Here is a 17013-nt window from a genome sequence, read left to right as displayed (position 1 = left end):
GGAGCTGCTTCCCCAGGTTGTGGATAAAACCTGTGGAAAAATGTCCGCCACCTGCCGGGCGTGGCGTCGGGCGAGGTGTTATCGCCAGCGTGTGGACAGCACCACGCCGAAGATGATGAAGACGAAGCCGACCAGAAGGTTCCAGTTGCTCAGGGTGGCGATGCCCGGAGCGTTCGGTGCGATGTAGAAGACGGCGATCCACAGGATGCCGATGATCCACGAAGCGACCATGACCGGTGCCAGCCAGCGGGGGCTCACCTTGACCTGCTGCGACTTCTGCGGCGGGGTGTAGACCGCCTTCTTGCGAGTGTGAGACTTGGGCACGGCAGCTCTCCTGGTGGGGACCCGCGCGGTGTCGCGGGCTCTGGCAGCCAGCGTAGTCGCTGGTGTAGGAAGACCCGAGTAAGCCTAGTCGGCGCGGGCGTCGAACGGCGATTCCAGGCCGAACAAGCTCTCGTTCACGGCATGAAATCGCAGGACGCGGTGGCGCAAAGTCCGGGTCAAGGCGCGAGTGTCGTCCGGGCGGAGCAGGTCCGCCCCGAATACGCTCGCTGTCGCGAGGCGTGGATCGCGCGCCGCCGACCCTGATCCGGATATTTCATGACTATGTCGCCTGCTGTGGACGCATGTACTCGGTGAACAGGCTCGACGAGCCCAGGATGCCCGCCAGCCGCCGGGAAGGGGCCCTGGCGCGTCACGGGGTGGCTGAGCCCCCGTGAGGGCCCTGCTGCGCATCTGCGGCGAGCTGAGCATCACCGGCGGGCTCGTCATGCTGCTGTTCTGCGGCTACCTGCTGTGGGGCACCAGCTCGTACACCGAGTGGTACCAGCGGATCCTCAAGCAGCAGCTGCTGGACGGCCCGAAGCACGCGAAGCTCGCCAAGATCGACGTGGGCGACGCCGTCGCGCTCATCAGGATCCCCCGCCTCGGACGCGACTACGAGTACGCCATCCTCGAAGGCGTCACCTCCGAGGACCTGCGCAGGGGGCCGGGGCACTACCCGGGCACGGCGATGCCGGGCAAGGTGGGGAACTTCGTCCTGTCCGGGCACCGCACCACCTACGCGGCCCCCTTCAACCGCATCAACGAGCTGCGCCGCGGCGACGCCATCGTGATCGACGCCCCCGAGGCGCGCTACACCTACCGGGTGTCGAGCAAGAAGGTCGTCTACCCGGCGGACGTGGACGTCATCGCGCCCGTGCCCGACCATCCCGACAGCCGGCCGACCCAAGCCGTGATCACCCTGACGACCTGCCACCCGGAGTACTCCGCGCGGCAGCGGCTCATCGTCTTCGGCGTCCTTTCGAGCAAGCAGGATCGCCGATCGGCCTGACACACCGAAGCAGTCCGTTCACGAGCCAGGGCGGAAGAGAGGGGAGCCGATGTACGGATGGATCTGGCGGGTCATCCCCGGCGGCACCGGCGTGAAGGTCATCACCGTGCTGTTGCTGGCCGGCCTGGCCGGAGTCGTACTCTGGTATGTGGTGTTCCCCAAGCTAGAGCCGCACGTGCCCCTCGACCGGGTGACCGTAGGCCAATGACCCGCCTGCTCGTCGTGGACAACCATGACAGCTTCGTCCACACGATCGTGCAGTACCTCCGGCAGCTGGGCGCCGAGTGCGACGTCCGGCCGCGCGACCATGTGCGCGTGCGGGACGCCGAGGGGTTCGACGGGGTGGTCATCAGCCCCGGCCCCGGCACCCCTGAGGCGGCCGGGGTGAGCGTCCCCCTGGTGACCTTCTGCGCTGAGCGCGACCTTCCCCTGCTCGGCGTCTGCCTCGGCCACCAGGCCATCGCCGTGGCGTACGGAGGCGTCGTCGCCCGCGCGCCCGAGCTGATGCACGGCCGTACCAGCGAGATCGCCCACGACGGCAGGGGTGTGTTCGAGGGGCTGCCCTCGCCGGTCACCATGACGCGCTACCACTCGCTGGCCGTCGTCCCCAAGACGATGCCCGATGTGCTGGAGGTCAGCGCCGTCACCGACTCCGGGGTGATCATGGGGCTCAGGCACCGTGCCGCCCGGGTCGAGGGCGTGCAGTTCCACCCCGAGTCGGTGCTCTCGGACCACGGGCACGGACTTCTCGCGAATTGGCTGGCGCAGATCGTGTAACGCCGAGGGCTTCTGTGACGACTATCGGATGAGGGTCTCCGCCGTCGCCCCCGAGCGGCGGAGATCCTCTTCTCGTGTCGGCGGGTCAGTTGCCGAAGTTGTCCGGCGGCGGCTCGCTGAACGGGTCGTCTGTGGTCGGCTGGTCCGAGGGCTGGTCGGTCGGCTGGTCGGTCGGCTGGGTCGGCTGGTCCGTCGGGAAGGTCTGCTCCGGCGGTCCTGAGGACACCACCAGGGTGATCGTCATACCGGGCGTCAGCTTGGCGCCGCCTCGGGGGCTCTGGCTGATCACGCTGCCCTTGGGAACATCCTGGCTGGTCTGCTGGATGGTCTTGACCTTGAAGCCGGCCCCGGTCAGCGTGGCCTTGGCGTCGGCGACCGTCTGGCCGGTGACGTCAGGGACATCGGTCTGCGCCTTGGGCACATAGATCTTGACGATGCTGTTCTCGTCGACCTTCTCACCGGCGGCGGGCTTGGTCTGGAAGACCTTGTCCTGCTCCTTGCCGGAGACGACGCTGACGATCTGGGCCTTGAGCTTGTTCGACTCGAGGGTACTTGTGGCGTCGTCGATGCTGCTCCCGACCACGTCGGGCACGGCCACCTGCTTGACGCCCTTGGAGACCTTGAGATCGACGTTGCTGCCCTTCGCCACCTGCTGGCCGGCCGGGGGGTCGGTCTCGATCACGGTGCCCTTGTCGACGTCGGAGTTGAACTCCTCGACGACGTTGACCTTCAGGCCCTGGCTCTCCAGCTTGGCCTTCGCGGCCTCCGCGGTCTGGCCCTTGAAGGAGGGGATCTCGATCTGGCTGGCGACGTCCTGGCCGCCCGGCGAGCTGAGGAAGGCGTAGCCGATGCCGATGAAGGCGCCGATGACGAGCAACGGGACCAGGATCCACGCCGCCGTCTTCAGCGCGGTGTTGCCGGAGTTGGCGCGGCGGCGCTCGTAGCGGCCACCGGTCTCCGTCGGGGCGTAGTCGTACGCGGGGACCGCGTTGGCACGCTGCGTGGCGGGGCCGCCGGGCGCGTTCAGCGTGCGGGTCTGCTGGCCCGTGTAGTTGTTCTGGCTCAGGGCCATCGTCTGGGCGTCGACCGGCATGCCGGACATCGCCCGCTGGATGTCGGCCCGCATCTCGGCGGCGCTCTGGTAGCGGTGCGCGGGATCCTTGGCCATGGCCTTGAGCACGATGGCGTCGGCCCACTGCGGGATGTCGGGGTCGATCTGCGACGGCGGGATCGGGTCCTCGCGCACGTGCTGGTAGGCGATCGCCACGGGCGAGTCACCGGTGAACGGCGGCTGCCCGGTCAGCAGCTCGTACAGCACGCAGCCCGTGGAGTAGATGTCGCTGCGGGCGTCGACGCGCTCGCCCCTCGCCTGCTCGGGCGAGAGGTACTGTGCGGTGCCGATGACCTGCGCGGTCTGGGTCATCGTGGCGGCGGAGTCCGCCATCGCCCGCGCGATGCCGAAGTCCATCACCTTGACGTCGCCGGCAAGCGTGATCATCACGTTGGCGGGCTTGATGTCGCGGTGGACGATGCCGCCGCGGTGGCTGTAGTCCAGAGCCCTCAAGATGCCGTCGACCAGCTCGGTGGCCCGCTCGGGCAGCAGGCGCCGGTCGGCCCTCAGCAGGTCGCGGAGCGTGCGCCCGTCGACGAACTCCATGACGATGTACGGCACGGGGGTGCCCTCGGTCATGTCCTCGCCGGTGTCGTACACCGCCACGATCGAGGGGTGGTTCAAGGACGCCGCGGACTGGGCCTCACGGCGGAAACGGGCCTGGAAGATATGGTCTCTCGCCAGATCGGAACGCAGTGTCTTGATCGCGACAACACGGTCCAGCCGGAGGTCCCGGGCGCGATACACCTCGGCCATGCCGCCGCGCCCGACGACCCCGTCGAGCTCATAGCGACCACCGAGTAGCCGAGGCTGAGTCATTTCCTGCACTGTCCCTTGCCGTTCATCTTGGGTACCGGCCCGCGGTGCGGCTGCCGGTGTCCATCATCGACCCCGCGCCGCATTACGTCTCCCCGTTCGGGGGGATTGTGGTGCTTGCGGATGAGCTGGGGCTTGGCGTCTCACTCGGCGTGGGGGTCGGTGTGGGCGTCGGAGTAGGGGTTGGACTAGGAGACGGAGTGGGCGTCGGCGTACGCTCCTGAGTCGGTGTAGCCGATGTGCTTACCGTAGCCGACCGTGACACCGTGGGCTTGACAGACTTCACGGGTTTCGGTCGAAGCGGTGTCGTCGCGGGCTTCGACGGGGACGACGATCGCGTGGGATCGCCGGTCGTCGGGTTGAGCGGCTGCGAGGGGCCGCTGTTGAGCCCCAGCTCAGGGAGCCCGCCCGCCGCCAGGGCCCCGAATCCGACCGCGGCCGCACAGCCCGCCGCGGCGAAGAACCCGATCGCCGCGCGCTTGCGCCTGCGCCTCGGCGCCGCCGCCGGACGCGTGCTCCGGGGGCCCGCGGGGGGATGCCCGATGCGCGTGGAGGTGCGCGGCGGGACGGCCGTGCCGGTGGTCTCGTACAGGCCGGCGAACGGGTCGCCCGGCTGGTCGAGCGCTCCCGACTGCTCCAGCGCTTCGCGGACGGCGAAACCGGACGGATCGGTGAGCATGCTCAGCTGGGAGGCGCTCGGGGTGGAGAGCGAGTCGCGCAGCACCATCGCCCGGTCGGCCAGCTCGCGCGTGGTGGCGGGCCGGTGGTCGGGGCTCTTCGCGAGCATGGCCATGACCAGGTCGCGGACGGGCTTCGGCACGCTGTCGGGTAGCGGGGGCACCTGCTCGTTCATGTGGAGCAGGGCGATGGCCACCTGGTTGGGCGCCGTGAAGGGCGGCCGCCCCGCGAGGCACTCGTACGCCACGACGCCGAGGGAGTAGATGTCGGTCGACGGGGTCAGGGCGCTGCCCGAGGCCTGCTCAGGGCTGACGTACTGCGCGGTGCCGAGCACGGTGCCCGTCATGGTCATGCGGGAGCCTTCGAGGGCCCGCGCGATGCCGAAGTCGGTGACCTTGATGATCCCGGTCTCGGTGACGAGGATGTTACCCGGCTTGATGTCGCGGTGGATGATGCCCGACCGGTGTGCGGTGTGCAGCGCCCGTGCCGTCTGGCCGATCACGTCGAGGGTGACCTCGGGGCTCAGCGTGCCGTTGCGGGCCAGTATCGCCGCCAGCGGCTCGCCGGGGACCAGCTCCATCACCAGGTAGGCGATGTCGTCCTGCTCGCCGTAGTCGAAGACCTGGGCGATGCCGGAGTCGGCCAGGCCGGCGGTGATGCGCGCCTCGTTGCGGAAGCGCTCGCGGAACTCAGGGTCCGCGGCCACGTGCTGGCGCAGGAGCTTGACCGCGACCTCCCGGCCCAGAAGCCGGTCGGACGCGCGCCAGACCTCCCCCATGCCGCCGGTCGCGATGCGAGCGGTCAGCCGGTAGCGGTTGCTCAGCTCCCGGTTGGCGAAGGTCACTGCCCGAGCACCGCCTGCATGACGTCGTGCGCGATGGGCGCGGCGACCGCGCCGCCGGTCGCGTCGTTGCCGGCGCTGCCGGACTCGACGAACACCGCGACGGCGACCTTGGGGTCCTCGGCGGGCGCGAAGGCGATGAACCAGGCGTGCGACGCCTGACCCTTGGCGGTCTCGGCGGTTCCGGTCTTGCCGGCCACGGTGATGCCGGGGAGCTGGGCGGCCTTGCCGGTGCCGTTCTGCACCACGCTGATCATCATCTCGCGGAGCTCGCCGGCGACCTCCGGAGTGACGGCCTCGTCGAGCTCCTGGGGCCGCGCGCTGTCGATCTCGTCGCCGTCGGGGCTGACGATCTTGTTCACGAGGTAGGGCTTCATGACCTTGCCCTCGTTGGCGACGCTGGCGGCCACCATGGCCATCTGCAGCGGTGTGATCTGGTTGCTGCGCTGGCCGATCGAGGTCTGCGCCAGCGCGGCCTTGCCCTCGTCCGGGCCGATGTCGCTCGCGACCACGTCCAGCGGGATCGCCATGGGCTGGCCGATGCCGAACTTGCCCGCCTGCTCCTTGAGCTTGTCGTAGCCCATTTCGAGGCCCATCGTGCCGAACGCCGTGTTGCACGAGATCGTCAGGGCGGCGACGAGCGTCGCGCGGCCGCCGCAGGACTCGCCGTGGTAGTTGGGCAGGCTGATGTTGGTGCCGGGCAGCGGCAGGACGTTGGGCGCGTCCACCTCGGTCTGGGCGTTGCGCGAGGTGTCCTCGCTGAGGTACGCCGCCGAGGTGACCACCTTGAACGTCGAGCCGGGGGCGAAGGTCGTCGAGATGGCGCGGTTCAGCAGGGGCTTGTTGTCGTCCTTGTCGAGCTTGTTGTAGGCCCTCGCGGCCTTGGCCTTGTCGGGGGCCGCCATGGTGTTCGGGTCGAAGGTCGGCAGCGACACCATGGTGAGGATCGCGCCGGTCTTCGGGTCGATTGCCACCACGGCGCCGCGCTTGCCGCTCCTCTGCATGTCCTCGTAGGCGACCTTCTGGGCCTTGGGCACCAGCGTGAGGTCTACGGCGGCGCCCCGGGTCGGCTTGCTCGTGATCAGGTCGACCGTGCGGCGGACGAACAGGTCGGGGTGGGTGCCGTCGAGGTACTTGTTCTCGGCGCCCTCGATGCCCGACGCGCTCTCAGGGGCGAAGAAGCCGATGACGGGAGCGTAGACCGGGCCGTCGGTGTACTTGCGCTGGAACCTGAAGGTGCCGCCGACATCGACCGACTTGGCCAGCGTCTCGCCGCCGGCGGTGATCATGCCGCGCTCGGTCTGGTAGCGGGCGAAGAAGCTCCGCGTGTTCCGGTTGTCGGTGCGCAGCTCGTCGGCCTTGACCGCCTGCAGGTAGTTGATGTTGATCATCAGCAGGCCGAACATGAGCAGGCAGGCTACGGAGGCGCGCTTGAGCGTGCCGTTCATCGCTGAAACACCTGCGTCAGTCCCTCGTCCTGGATGGCTTGCGGCGGCGGGCGCCGTGCGGCGTCTGACATGCGTACCAGCAAGGCGATAAGGATCCAGTTAGCCAGGAGGGCGGAGCCGCCCTGCGACATGAACGGCGTGACCAGGCCAGTAAGGGGAATCAGGTTGGTCACACCACCGACGATGATGAAGATCTGCCACGCCAGGATGAACGAGATGCCGCCCGCCAGGAGCTTGCTGAAGGGGTCACGGGCCGCGATGGCCGTACGCAGGCCGCGCTCGACGATCAGGGCGTACACCATCAGCAGCGCCATCAGGCCGGTGAGGCCGAGTTCCTCGCCGGTGGCGGGGAAGATGAAGTCGGAGAACGACAGCGGGATCAGGTCGGGGTGCCCCTGACCGAGGCCGGTGCCGAGGATGCCGCCGGACCCCATGCCGAACAGGCCCTGCATGAGCTGATAGCTGCTGCCGCCGTCGCGGTTGTAGAGCTCGTTGGAACTCGGGTCGAGCCACACGTCGAAGCGGGCCTCGACATGGCTGAACAGCTGGCCGGCGACGAACGCGCCGCCGATGAACAGCAGGACGCCGATGAGCACCCAGGAGGTGCGCTGCGTGGCGATGTAGAGCATCGCGATGAACGCGCCGAACAGCAGGAGCGAGGTGCCGAGGTCCTTCTCCATGACCAGCACGCCGACGCTGACCACCCAGGTGATGAGCACGGGGCCGAGGTCGCGGGCGCGCGGCAGGTCGATCATGAGCAGGCGGCGCCCGGCGAGCGCGAGCACGTCGCGCTTGGCGACGAGGTAGCCGGCGAAGAAGACGACCAGGGCCAGCTTGGCGAACTCGCCCGGCTGGATGGAGAACCCGCCGACGCCGATCCAGATGCGGGCGCCGTTGATCTCCTTGCCCAGGAGGGGCAACAGAGGGAGGATCAGCAGCCCGAGGCCCACGAAGCCCGCGGTGTAGGTCATCCGCTGGAGGGCGCGGTGGTCACGCAGCACGATGAGCGTGACGGAGAACATGACGACGCCGAGCGCGGTCCAGAAGAGCTGGTTGCTCGCGGAGGCCAGCTTCGGCGCCGACTGCTCGATGCGGTAGATCATCACCAGGCCGAGGCCGTTGACGAGCGTCACCAGCGGAAGCACCAGAGGGTCGGCCCAGGGGGCGAACTTGGCCAGCACGAAGTACGCGGCGAGCATCAGGCCGCCCAGACCGAGGCCGTAGGTCAGCATGCCCGCGGGGACCTGGCCGTTCCTGCCCAGCCCGACGCTTGCGTAGGCGACCATGACGATCGCGACGGCGAAGGCGAGCATGGCAAGCTGCGCCCCCCGCCGTTTGGCGGTCATGGGGACGGCCGCGACGTCGACGGCACTCACTTAGGAGGACTCCGTGGGGCTGGGGGAAGCCGGCGGCTCGGTGGTCTTCTGGTTGCCGCCGGATTTGGCCTTCAAATCGTTGATCTTGGTCTTTCCTGCCTGGAGGTCGGCTACTGGAATGCCCCGTCGCACCTGCTCGCGCTCGGGCTCGGGGATCGAGGACACCGACAAACCGGTGCTCTCGGCCACGGAGTTCAGTTGGATCGGTCCGATGGTGCTGTCGACCCCGCGAAACAACACTAGCTCGTCACCTTGGGCCCCGACGTAGTACTGATCTTGGGTCCACTTGTAGCCGTAGTAGCCGCCGCCCCCGAGGACCAGCACCAGCAGGACGAGCACGACCAGCGCGACCGGCCACAGGCGACGGCGTTTGACACGCCGCGGGGCGGCCGCGGCGTTCGCCGCCGGGCCGCCCGCAGGCTGGTCGTCGAGGTCGTCGTCCACGATCACGGGCTGGGGAGCGGTGATCGTGGACGCGCGCCCCGCAGGCGTGTCAGGGGGTTGCGATCGGAGGCGGTTCGACCCCGCGGCGCCTACCACCGCGGCGTCGCCGGCCACCACCTGGCCTTCCTCGATCTCGACCACGTCGGCGACGATGCAGGTGATGTTGTCGGGGCCTCCGCCCCGGTTGGCGAGGTCGATGAGCTGGCGGACCACGGAGTCCGGCTCCTCGACCGTGGTCAGGGTGTGGTGCAGGGTCTCGGCGCTGACCACGCTGGAGAGACCGTCCGAGCAGAGAAGGTAGCGGTCGTTGATCTGGGCCTCGCGAAGCGAGAGGTCGGGATCGACCTCGCCGCTGCCGTCGAGGGCCCGGAGCAGGATCGAACGCTGTGGATGGCTGGCGGCTTCCTCCTGCGTGATCCTTCCGTCGTCCACGAGCGACTGCACCAGGGTGTGGTCATGAGTGATCTGGTACAGCTCGCCGTTGCGGAGGAGGTAGGCGCGGGAGTCGCCGACGTGGACGAGGGCGACGCGGGTGCCTGACCACAGCATCGCCGTGAGTGTGGTGCCCATGCCCTTGAGGCTGGGATCACGGCCGACCATCTCGTGCAGCTTGCGATTGGCGTCGCGCACCGCGGCCTCGATGGCGCTGAGCAGGTCACCCCCGGATGCGTCCCGGTCAAGGGACGACATGGCGGTGATGGCGACCGAACTGGCCACCTCACCGTGAGCGTGCCCGCCCATACCGTCTGCGACGGCGAGCAGGCGCGGGCTCGCGTACGCCGAGTCCTCGTTTCCTTCACGGAGGAGGCCGACGTCCGAGCGGGCGGCGTAGCGGAGTGCGATTGTCATTTGCGCAATTCGATGACGGTTTTGCCGATGCGAATCGGAACGCCGAGGTGCACCGGCATCGGACGGGTCACTTTGGAGCGGTCGAGATACGTGCCGTTGGTCGAGCCGAGGTCTTCCACGACCCACTGACCGTCCTGGGGGAACAGCCGGGCGTGCCGGCTGGAAGCGTAATCGTCGCTGAGTACCAGCGTGGCGTCATTCGCCCGACCGATAGTGATTGGCGTCTCCGTGAGGTTGATGATGGTCCCTTGTAGGGGACCACCGGTAACGACCAGTTGTCGCGGCTCCCCCTTCTTCGGCTTGGCAGGCTGACGTGCGGGTTTGGCTGGCTTGCGCACAGCTGCCGGAGCCGCCGTACGTGATCCGAACAAGTCTGTCCGGATCACACCCACCGCGGCAATCACAAAGAACCACAGCACCGCGAGGAACGCGAGCCGGATCAGCAGCAGAGTGAGCTCGGACATGGACCGTTTGTCTACCCTTAATCGCGCCGGAACACCAGAGTTGTGCGACCCAAGGTGACTCGGGTGCCGTCCTGGAGCTCGATCCGGCGAACCGGCTGGCCGTTGACGAAAGTGCCGTTGGTTGAACCGAGATCGACGAGGGCCACAAGCGGGCCCTCGACCCTGAGCTCGGCATGGTGCCTGGAGACGCCAGGGTCCACCAACCGCAGGTCGCAGTCGGTGCCCCTTCCAAGAAGCGTCACGGGGGTCGTCAGCTCATAGGACCGCTGGCCCTGCGGGTCGTCCTGAGTGGACACCAGCAGGCGTGGGCGGCCGCCGAACGCGCTCGGCTTGCTCGCCGGGAGATCGCTGACAGGCTGCCGGATCTCGTCCTGCTCGACCGTGGCCCCCCGGATGACTCCCGAGCGGATGCGGAACAGGCCCACCGCCAGATCGTCGGCGGTCTCGAAGCGAACCCGGACGGGTCCCACGAACGAGTACCCCTGTTCCTTGGCGTACTCCCTGGCGAGGTTGGCGAGCTCATGACTGATGCTGTCGGCGTACACCTCCAGACGCTCGCTGTCGGTCGTGGACAGCTCCACCACGAAGTCGTTGGGCACAAGAGTGCGACCCTGTGCCACGATCGCGGCTCGTTCGTCCATCTCCCGCTGCACCGCGCTGGCGACCTCGACCGGCTGAAGGTCAGATTTGAACGCCCGCGCAAAGGCCCCCTCAACCAAGCCTTCGAGCCTTCGCTCGAAGCGCTGAAGGACTCCCACCGGGTACCTCCCTTCCTCCATCGTCTAGGAGGATCGTATCCGGGTTCGGTGGCATGCACGGATCCGTGCTAGCCTTTCCACGCACTCAAAGAGGGCGAGTGGCGGAACGGCAGACGCGCACGGTTCAGGTCCGTGTGTCCGAAAGGACGTGAGGGTTCAAATCCCTCCTCGCCCACAAGGCCCCCGGCTGGTCGAAGCAGAAGCTTCTTCCGCCGGGGTTTTTGTGTCTTCCCAGGGGGCGACCCCCTGGAACCCCCGAAGGACCCCCGGCTGGTCGAAGCGGAAGCTTCTTCCGCCGGGGTTTTTTGTGTCTTCCCAGGGGGTGACCCCCTGGACCCCCGGCCGGTGGAAGCGGAAGCTTCTTCCGCCGGGGTTTTGTGTCTCACCAAGGGGATCGCTCCCCGAGGCCCCACGGCAGGCCGAAGCGCGAGCTTCTTCCTTGCGGTTCGGTGTGCTGTCACGTTCATTCTCCTCCGGGGTGTGGTGCTTCCAAGGAGCCGGCCCATGAAACCCCGAAGGCTCGAAGTCCTGTGGCTCCCGCCGGCACCCGGCCCTTGTGGCGCACAGGACACCCCTCTGGCGAAGGGGCTCCGATCAAGGTAGTGGGTGGCACCCGGGGAGAGAAGCCCGGCCGGAGGTCTGAGTCCTTTCCTTTACTCTCTGGGTCCGGATCGCCCACGTCGGATTGTCTAACGGGCGCGGCTTTCAGATCACTTTCGGGGCACTTGCACCGAGAGCCCATCCTCCCCTCGCGTGCGGACTCCCACCTGAGAAAATGACCTCGGGTCTCGCTATTCAAGACAGATTGTCTTGTGAAGCGAGATAAGTCCTATGGTGCCCGCATGAGGGCACCGAATCGCTGGGCGATGCTCAGCCTGGGCATGGCCGCGCAGGGCGCGGGCTGCGTGTTCATGTACGGCCTGCCGTTCCTCGTCCCGGTCCTGCGCGAGGAACTGGGCCTCGGCCTGGCGCAGGCCGGCCTCGTCGTGGGGGCGCCGAGCGCGGGGATGCTGTTCACGCTCATCGCCTGGGGCTGGTTCGCCGACCGTTACGGCGAGCGCCTGGCGATGACCCTCGGCCTGGGGCTGGCGACGACGTTCCTGGCCTGCGCGGCCTTCACCACCACCGCAGGGCCCCTGGCCATCCTGCTCGCGCTCGCCGGCGCGTCGGGGGCCTCGGCGAACGCAGCCAGCGGCCGGGTGGTGCTGGGGTGGTTCCCCGCCGAGCGGCGCGGAGTGGCGATGGGATGGCGGCAGACCGCCCAGCCCATCGGGGTGGCCGTGGCCGGCGCCGTCCTGCCGTCCATGGGGAGCCTGCGTGACGCCCTCCTCACGATGGCGGGCATCTGCCTGGTCACGGCCGTCGCGGTCGTGTCCATGGTCGTCGACCCCCCGCGCAGGCAGGCGCGGCCGGGAGAGCGGGCCGAGTCTCCGTACCGCTCTCCCCGGCTGTGGCGCGTCCACGCGGCCAGCATGCTGCTCGTCGTCCCGCAGTTCGCGACGGCGACGTTCGCGCTCACCTATCTGGTGGCGGAGCGCCACTGGCAGCCCGCCGCCGCCGGACAGCTCGTGGCGGCCGCGCAGTTCGCGGGGGCGGGCGGGCGGCTCCTGTGCGGGCGGTGGTCCGACTGGGCGCGCAGCCGCGTACGTCCCATGCGGCAGCTCGCGCTCGTCAACGCGAGCGTGATGGTCCTGCTGGCGCTCGCGGTCCAGACGGGCTCCACGGCCGGGACCCCGCTGCTGATCGCCGCGCTGGTGATCTCGATGAGCGGCAACGGCCTGGCGTTCACCGCCGTGTCCGAGATGGCCGGATCCGCCTGGGCGGGCCGGGCGCTGGGCGGCCAGAACACGGTGCAGAACGTGGCCGCGGCGGCCACCCCGGCCGCGCTGGGCGTGCTCATCACCCAGACCGGGTTCGGCGCCGCCTTCGGCCTGGCGGGCGCCCTCGCCCTGGCCGCCGCGTTCGCGACGCCCTCAGAAGGCGCCTCGGGGCTCCTGGGCAGGAGCCCCACAGAGGCGCGGGGAAGTCACCTCGCGTGGACGGCGGGGCGCTGGCGGTCGCGGCCGGGGGCGGTGGCCGTACGGGTGTTGAGGAGCTCGCCGACGAGGTCGGTGAGGCTGACGAGGCCGGTGACGCGCCCCTCCTGGTCCGTGACGAGCCCCAGATGGGCGTGAGCGTCCTGGAGGAGCGCAACGGCCTCAGGGATCGTCGTGGACGATTCGAGGCGCGGAGCGGGGCTCATGAGCGTCTCAGGCGCGTTGCCGGGACGGATCAGCGTGTCGCGCACGTGCAGCACGCCGAGCACGTCCTCGGGAGAGCCTCCGTTGACCAGCAGGCGCAGGTGGCCGCTCAGCGAGGCCACGTCGCGGACGAGGTCGTCCGCTGCCCCCGCGGGCACGGCCGTGGCCCTCTCGATCGGCACCATCAGCCGCTCGACCGGCTGCGACTGCACCTTGAGCGCGCGGGTCAGCAGGTCGTGCTCGTCCCTGTCCAGCAGGCCCATACGGCCCGACTCGCCCACCAGCATCGCGAGCTGCGGCGGGGTGCGCGTGGTCGCCAGCTCGTCCCTCGGACGGATGCCGAAGGCGCGCAGCAGACCGTTGGACAGGCCGTTGAGGGTCGCCAGCACCGGCCGGGCGATCCACGTGAAACCACGGAAGGGCAGCGCCAGCGCCATCGCGGCCCGCTCGGGGTGGGTCAGCGCCCAGGACTTGGGCGCCATCTCCCCGACCACCATGTGCAGGAACGTGATGATCGCGAGGGCGATGACGTACGCGATGCCCACCTGCACCGACTCGGGAAGGCCGACGAGTCCGAAGACCGGTTCGAGCAGGTGCTCGATCGCCGGCTCCGTGACCATGGCGAGGCCCAGCGAGCACAGCGTGATGCCGAGCTGGGCTCCGGCCAGCATGAGGGACAGCTCGCGCCCGTTGCGGAGCGCCGCCCGTCCGGCCGTCCTGGCCAGGCGGCCGCCGCCGGCGGCCTCCTCCAGGCGGTGCCGCTTGGAGGACACCACGGCGAACTCCGCCGCGACGAACAGGCCGTTGCCGATGAGCAGGACGACGCCCAGCAGCAGTGCGGTCAGGGTGTTCACCGTGCCTCACCGCCCACGATCGCCGCGTCGGCGACCCGGGGCGCGAGCCGCACCCTGCCGGGGACCCTGCGCTGCACTTCGAGCACGGTCAGCAGGACGTACTCCTCGGCGGGCTCGTCCTCGTCGAGGAGGTCCCGCTCGGTGGTCAGGGGCACGGTGACCTCGTCGCCCGGCTCGGCCAGCCGGCCGAGGCGGGCCATGATCAGGCCGGCCACGGTCTCGTAGTCCTCGCTCTCGGGAAGCGCCAGGCCCGTCGCGCGCTCGACCTCGTCCAGCCGGAGGGTGCCCGGCACGTCCCAGGTGCCGTCGTCCTGGGCCACGGCCTCGTCGGGCTCGGGGTCGTTCTCGTCCATCAGCTCGCCGACGAGCTCCTCGGCGAGGTCCTCCATCGTCACGACGCCGGCGAGCCCGCCGTACTCGTCGATGACGCACGCCAGCTCGCTGCCCGCCGTGCGCATGCGCTCGAGCAGCGCGGGCAGCGGCAGCGTGGTCGGCACGAGCAGGGGAGTGCCGCTGATGCGCTCGATGGGCTCGTCGTAGGACTCGCCGCGGAGCAGCTCGGTCAGGCCGGTCACGCCGACGACGTCGTCGCCGTCCGCGCCCAGCACGGGGTACCGGGAGTGGCCCGAGGACTTCACGGCCTCCAGCAGGTCGGACGCGGGCCGTCCGGCGCGCAGGGAGACCACCCGGGGCCGGGGGACCATGACGTCCTCGGCGGTGCGGTCACCGAATTCCAGCGCGCGCTCCAGCAGGTCCGACAGGCGCTCGGGAAGCTCCCCGGCGGCCTCGGACTCGGCGATGATGCGCGACAGCTCCTCCGGTGTGGCACCGTGCTCGACCTCCTCCACCGGCTCCACGCCGAAAAGGCGGAGCAGGCGGGTGGCCGAGGCGTCGAAGAGCCGGATGACGGGGCCGGCGACGGCCATGTAGATCAGCGTCGACCGGGAGAGCCATTTGGCGACCGGCTCCGGCCGGGCGATGCCGAAGTTCTTGGGGACCAGCTCGCCCAGCACCATCTGGACGATCGTGGCGATCACCAGGCCGAGGGCCACCGCGATGCCGGGGGTCGCCGCCTCGGGGACGCCGAGGGCGGTGAGGCCCGGCGCGATCAGCGGGGTCAGGGCCGGCTCGGTGATGAAGCCCACGAGCAGCGTGGTCACGGTGATGCCGAGCTGCGCGCCCGACAACATGAACGAGAGCCTGCCGGTGACCTTGAGGGCCCGCTCGGCGGCGGCGTCACCCGACGCGGCCTGCTCCCGCAGGGTCGAGCGGTCGGCGGCGATGAACGCGAACTCCTGCGCGACGAAGTAACCGGTCGCGAGGGTGAGAAGTAGTACGGCCGGCAGACCGAGAACCATGGTCACAGGTCTGCCATCCCCGATTGAGTTGGGCCCGTGCCGTGGCACGGGCATGTACTCCACGGGTCGGGAGCGGACACGACTGTCCTTTCGCTAGAGGTCGTCGATAACCGTAACGGTCCAGGCTCGGCCAATGTTTCCCGTGGCACGACATTGGTGACTTACTGTGACTCTGCGTACTTTTACATGAGAAAAGCTTGGTGGCGGAGCGTCCGGTGCGGACGCTATGGCAGTAGCTTCGAAGCAAAGCGGCTCTAGCCACAGGACGGGGACGACAACGTGGGCGATTGGCCTGGTGACCGGTCGGGGGGGTCCGACGAGAGTGGGTCCCGCGAGGGGCCGACCCGGGCTATACGACGTCCGGCCGGGGCCGGCGGCGAGGCGGCGGGAAGCGGCGGCGGGGATCCCTACTCCGCGGGCCAGCCCGCGCACCGCTTCCCGCAGGGCTCGGGCGGCAAGGGCGGCCGAGCCGAGGACGAGGAGAGCACCCGTCAGGAGGCCTTCCCAGGGGGCGGCGAGGCAGCTGAGCCCTCCAAGGGAAGATCACGCGTGTACGGCAAGCCGAGGTCCGGCCAGGCGCCGGTCCGGCCCCTGCCGGGCGCGGAGGCCCCCGAGACACATCCGGCGGGCGGGCCGTGGCGCAAGGACGGCGCCGACGAGCCGAAGGTCCGGGGGCCGCGGCGCACGGGCCGCCTGGTGGTCAGGATCCTCGTGATCGTGCTGGTGCTGCTGCTCGTGCTCGGCCTGGTCGGGTTCTTCTGGATCAACTCCCGCATCAACAGCGTCGAGTCGCTCACCGACTACGACGGCCGTCCAGCGGCCACGCCGGGCGAGGACTGGCTCCTGGTCGGCTCCGACAGCCGGGCCGGGCTGTCGGCCGCCCAGCGCAAGAAGCTCGCCACCGGCCGGGCGGTCGGCAAGCGCACCGACACGATGATGCTCCTGCACATCCCGAGCGGCGGCGACAAGCCGACCCTCGTCAGCCTGCCCCGCGACTCCTACGTCCCCATCGACGGGCACGGCAGCGACAAGCTGAACGCCGCGTACGCCTTCGGCGGCCCGAAGCTGCTGACCAAGACGGTGGAGAAGGTCACCGACATCCGCATCGACCACTACATGGAGATCGGCTTCGGCGGCTTCGTCGGCATCGTGGACGCGATCGGCGGCGTCAACATCTGCGTCAAGCAGAACATCAAGGACCACAAGGCCGGCATCAACCTCAAGAAGGGCTGCCAGGACATGGACGGCGGCACCGCGCTGGGCTACGTCCGCACCCGCGCGACCGGCGCGCTGCCCGACTTCGACCGCACCCAGCGCCAGCGCCAGTTCTTCGGCGCCGTGGTGAAGAAGGCCGCGAGCCCCGGCATCCTGGCCAACCCGTTCCGGTCGATCCCGCTGGCGATGAGCGCGACCGACTCGGTGGCGGTCGACCCGGGTACGGGAGCCTTCGACCTGCTGTCGCTCGGCCTCGCGATGAGCGGCGATCCGGTCGCCACCGCCGTGCCCGTGGGCTCGCTGCCCACGATCAACGGCGCCGCCGTCGTGAAGTGGGACACCCAGCGCGCTCTGCGGCTGTTCAAGGCCTTGGCCGAGGACAAGCCGGTGCCGAAGGACGTCCTCACCAAGTAGGCGCGGCGCGCGCCCCTGGCACTCCTCGGGCGCGCGT

The 17013-nt window shown here is 69.4% G+C and carries 14 protein-coding genes, 1 tRNA gene and 1 pseudogene; 6 read left to right on the top strand and 10 right to left on the bottom strand.

Going from position 1 to position 17013, the window contains the following annotated elements:
* Positions 1 to 78: 78 nt before the first annotated feature.
* On the bottom strand, positions 79 to 324 hold the full coding sequence (locus tag ACOZ38_RS44810; protein WP_405142739.1) for a cell division protein CrgA: 246 nt from the start codon (positions 322 to 324) through the stop codon (positions 79 to 81).
* 391 nt (positions 325 to 715) lie between these two features.
* On the opposite strand from ACOZ38_RS44810, the gene ACOZ38_RS44805 reads away from it, so the two are divergent.
* From ACOZ38_RS44805 to ACOZ38_RS44795, 3 genes are read left to right on the top strand one after another with little or no spacing between them, the layout of a single operon-like run.
* A complete protein-coding gene (locus ACOZ38_RS44805) occupies positions 716 to 1333 on the top strand; it encodes a class E sortase (protein ID WP_405142738.1) in 618 nt (205 codons plus the stop codon).
* Positions 1334 to 1382: 49 nt separating this feature from the next.
* On the top strand, positions 1383 to 1541 hold the full coding sequence (locus ACOZ38_RS44800; protein ID WP_405142736.1) for a hypothetical protein: 159 nt from the start codon (positions 1383 to 1385) through the stop codon (positions 1539 to 1541).
* Positions 1538 to 2110 carry an anthranilate synthase component II gene (locus ACOZ38_RS44795; protein WP_424536865.1) on the top strand — a complete coding sequence of 191 codons (573 nt, stop codon included), beginning with the start codon at positions 1538 to 1540 and terminating at the stop codon, positions 2108 to 2110. Before ACOZ38_RS44800 ends, ACOZ38_RS44795 begins: the two co-directional genes overlap by 4 nt.
* Positions 2111 to 2195: 85 nt before the next feature.
* On the opposite strand, the gene pknB is transcribed toward ACOZ38_RS44795, so the two are convergent.
* From pknB to ACOZ38_RS44760, 7 genes are all read right to left on the bottom strand, one after another.
* Positions 2196 to 4040, bottom strand: coding sequence for a Stk1 family PASTA domain-containing Ser/Thr kinase (pknB, locus tag ACOZ38_RS44790; protein ID WP_424536864.1), 1845 nt, complete (start codon positions 4038 to 4040; stop codon positions 2196 to 2198).
* Positions 4041 to 4122: 82 nt separating this feature from the next.
* Complete coding sequence (locus ACOZ38_RS44785; RefSeq protein ID WP_424536863.1) at positions 4123 to 5559, bottom strand: serine/threonine-protein kinase; 1437 nt, start codon at positions 5557 to 5559, stop codon at positions 4123 to 4125.
* On the bottom strand, positions 5556 to 7004 hold the full coding sequence (locus tag ACOZ38_RS44780) for a peptidoglycan D,D-transpeptidase FtsI family protein (RefSeq protein ID WP_424536862.1): 1449 nt from the start codon (positions 7002 to 7004) through the stop codon (positions 5556 to 5558). The genes ACOZ38_RS44785 and ACOZ38_RS44780 overlap by 4 nt, the downstream gene beginning before the upstream one ends.
* Complete coding sequence (locus tag ACOZ38_RS44775) at positions 7001 to 8350, bottom strand: FtsW/RodA/SpoVE family cell cycle protein (RefSeq protein ID WP_424537206.1); 1350 nt, start codon at positions 8348 to 8350, stop codon at positions 7001 to 7003. Before ACOZ38_RS44775 ends, ACOZ38_RS44780 begins: the two co-directional genes overlap by 4 nt.
* A gap of 30 nt (positions 8351 to 8380) precedes the next feature.
* A complete protein-coding gene (locus tag ACOZ38_RS44770) occupies positions 8381 to 9673 on the bottom strand; it encodes a Stp1/IreP family PP2C-type Ser/Thr phosphatase (RefSeq protein ID WP_424536861.1) in 1293 nt (430 codons plus the stop codon).
* Positions 9670 to 10137: an FHA domain-containing protein FhaB/FipA gene (locus tag ACOZ38_RS44765; RefSeq protein WP_405142729.1), complete on the bottom strand. Its 468-nt coding sequence runs from the start codon at positions 10135 to 10137 to the stop codon at positions 9670 to 9672. Before ACOZ38_RS44765 ends, ACOZ38_RS44770 begins: the two co-directional genes overlap by 4 nt.
* Positions 10138 to 10154: 17 nt before the next feature.
* Entirely contained in the window at positions 10155 to 10895 is a 741-nt protein-coding gene (locus ACOZ38_RS44760; RefSeq protein WP_363916078.1) for a DUF3662 and FHA domain-containing protein, read from the bottom strand.
* A gap of 92 nt (positions 10896 to 10987) precedes the next feature.
* Here ACOZ38_RS44760 and ACOZ38_RS44755 point away from each other — a divergent pair.
* Together ACOZ38_RS44755 and ACOZ38_RS44750 are read left to right on the top strand one after the other, a co-directional pair.
* Positions 10988 to 11070, top strand: a tRNA-Leu gene (locus ACOZ38_RS44755).
* A gap of 667 nt (positions 11071 to 11737) precedes the next feature.
* A pseudogene (locus tag ACOZ38_RS44750) lies at positions 11738 to 12763 on the top strand (MFS transporter); the annotation flags it as partial.
* A 158-nt stretch (positions 12764 to 12921) separates the two neighbouring features.
* Here ACOZ38_RS44750 and ACOZ38_RS44745 read toward each other — a convergent pair.
* Together ACOZ38_RS44745 and ACOZ38_RS44740 are read right to left on the bottom strand one after the other, a co-directional pair.
* On the bottom strand, positions 12922 to 13989 hold the full coding sequence (locus tag ACOZ38_RS44745; protein WP_424536860.1) for a hemolysin family protein: 1068 nt from the start codon (positions 13987 to 13989) through the stop codon (positions 12922 to 12924).
* The gene (locus tag ACOZ38_RS44740; RefSeq protein WP_424536859.1) at positions 13986 to 15347 is read right to left on the bottom strand and encodes a hemolysin family protein; all 1362 of its coding nucleotides are present in this window, start codon (positions 15345 to 15347) and stop codon (positions 13986 to 13988) included. The genes ACOZ38_RS44745 and ACOZ38_RS44740 overlap by 4 nt, the downstream gene beginning before the upstream one ends.
* Positions 15348 to 15626: 279 nt before the next feature.
* Here ACOZ38_RS44740 and ACOZ38_RS44735 point away from each other — a divergent pair, with 279 nt between their 5' ends.
* Positions 15627 to 16976, top strand: a complete 1350-nt coding sequence (locus tag ACOZ38_RS44735) for an LCP family protein (protein WP_424536858.1) — start codon at positions 15627 to 15629, stop codon at positions 16974 to 16976.
* The last annotated feature ends 37 nt before the right edge of the window (positions 16977 to 17013 follow it).

The organism is Sphaerisporangium viridialbum (assembly GCF_049674955.1).
Taxonomy (GTDB): Bacteria; Actinomycetota; Actinomycetes; order Streptosporangiales; family Streptosporangiaceae; genus Sphaerisporangium; species Sphaerisporangium viridialbum.
Note: the sequence above shows the minus strand (reverse complement) of the source record. Positions and strands in the feature narration are given on the sequence as shown.

What these genes read in the sequence shown, in the direction of transcription:
- ACOZ38_RS44740 (WP_424536859.1), bottom strand. Translation starts at nt 15,347, where the DNA reads ATGGTTCTCGGTCTGCCGGCCGTACTACTTCTCACCCTCGCGACCGGT.
- ACOZ38_RS44775 (WP_424537206.1), bottom strand. Translation starts at nt 8,350, where the DNA reads ATGACCGCCAAACGGCGGGGGGCGCAGCTTGCCATGCTCGCCTTCGCC.
- pknB (WP_424536864.1), bottom strand. Translation starts at nt 4,040, where the DNA reads ATGACTCAGCCTCGGCTACTCGGTGGTCGCTATGAGCTCGACGGGGTC.
- ACOZ38_RS44765 (WP_405142729.1), bottom strand. Translation starts at nt 10,137, where the DNA reads ATGTCCGAGCTCACTCTGCTGCTGATCCGGCTCGCGTTCCTCGCGGTG.
- ACOZ38_RS44800 (WP_405142736.1), top strand. Translation starts at nt 1,383, where the DNA reads ATGTACGGATGGATCTGGCGGGTCATCCCCGGCGGCACCGGCGTGAAG.
- ACOZ38_RS44780 (WP_424536862.1), bottom strand. Translation starts at nt 7,004, where the DNA reads ATGAACGGCACGCTCAAGCGCGCCTCCGTAGCCTGCCTGCTCATGTTC.
- ACOZ38_RS44795 (WP_424536865.1), top strand. Translation starts at nt 1,538, where the DNA reads ATGACCCGCCTGCTCGTCGTGGACAACCATGACAGCTTCGTCCACACG.
- ACOZ38_RS44770 (WP_424536861.1), bottom strand. Translation starts at nt 9,673, where the DNA reads ATGACAATCGCACTCCGCTACGCCGCCCGCTCGGACGTCGGCCTCCTC.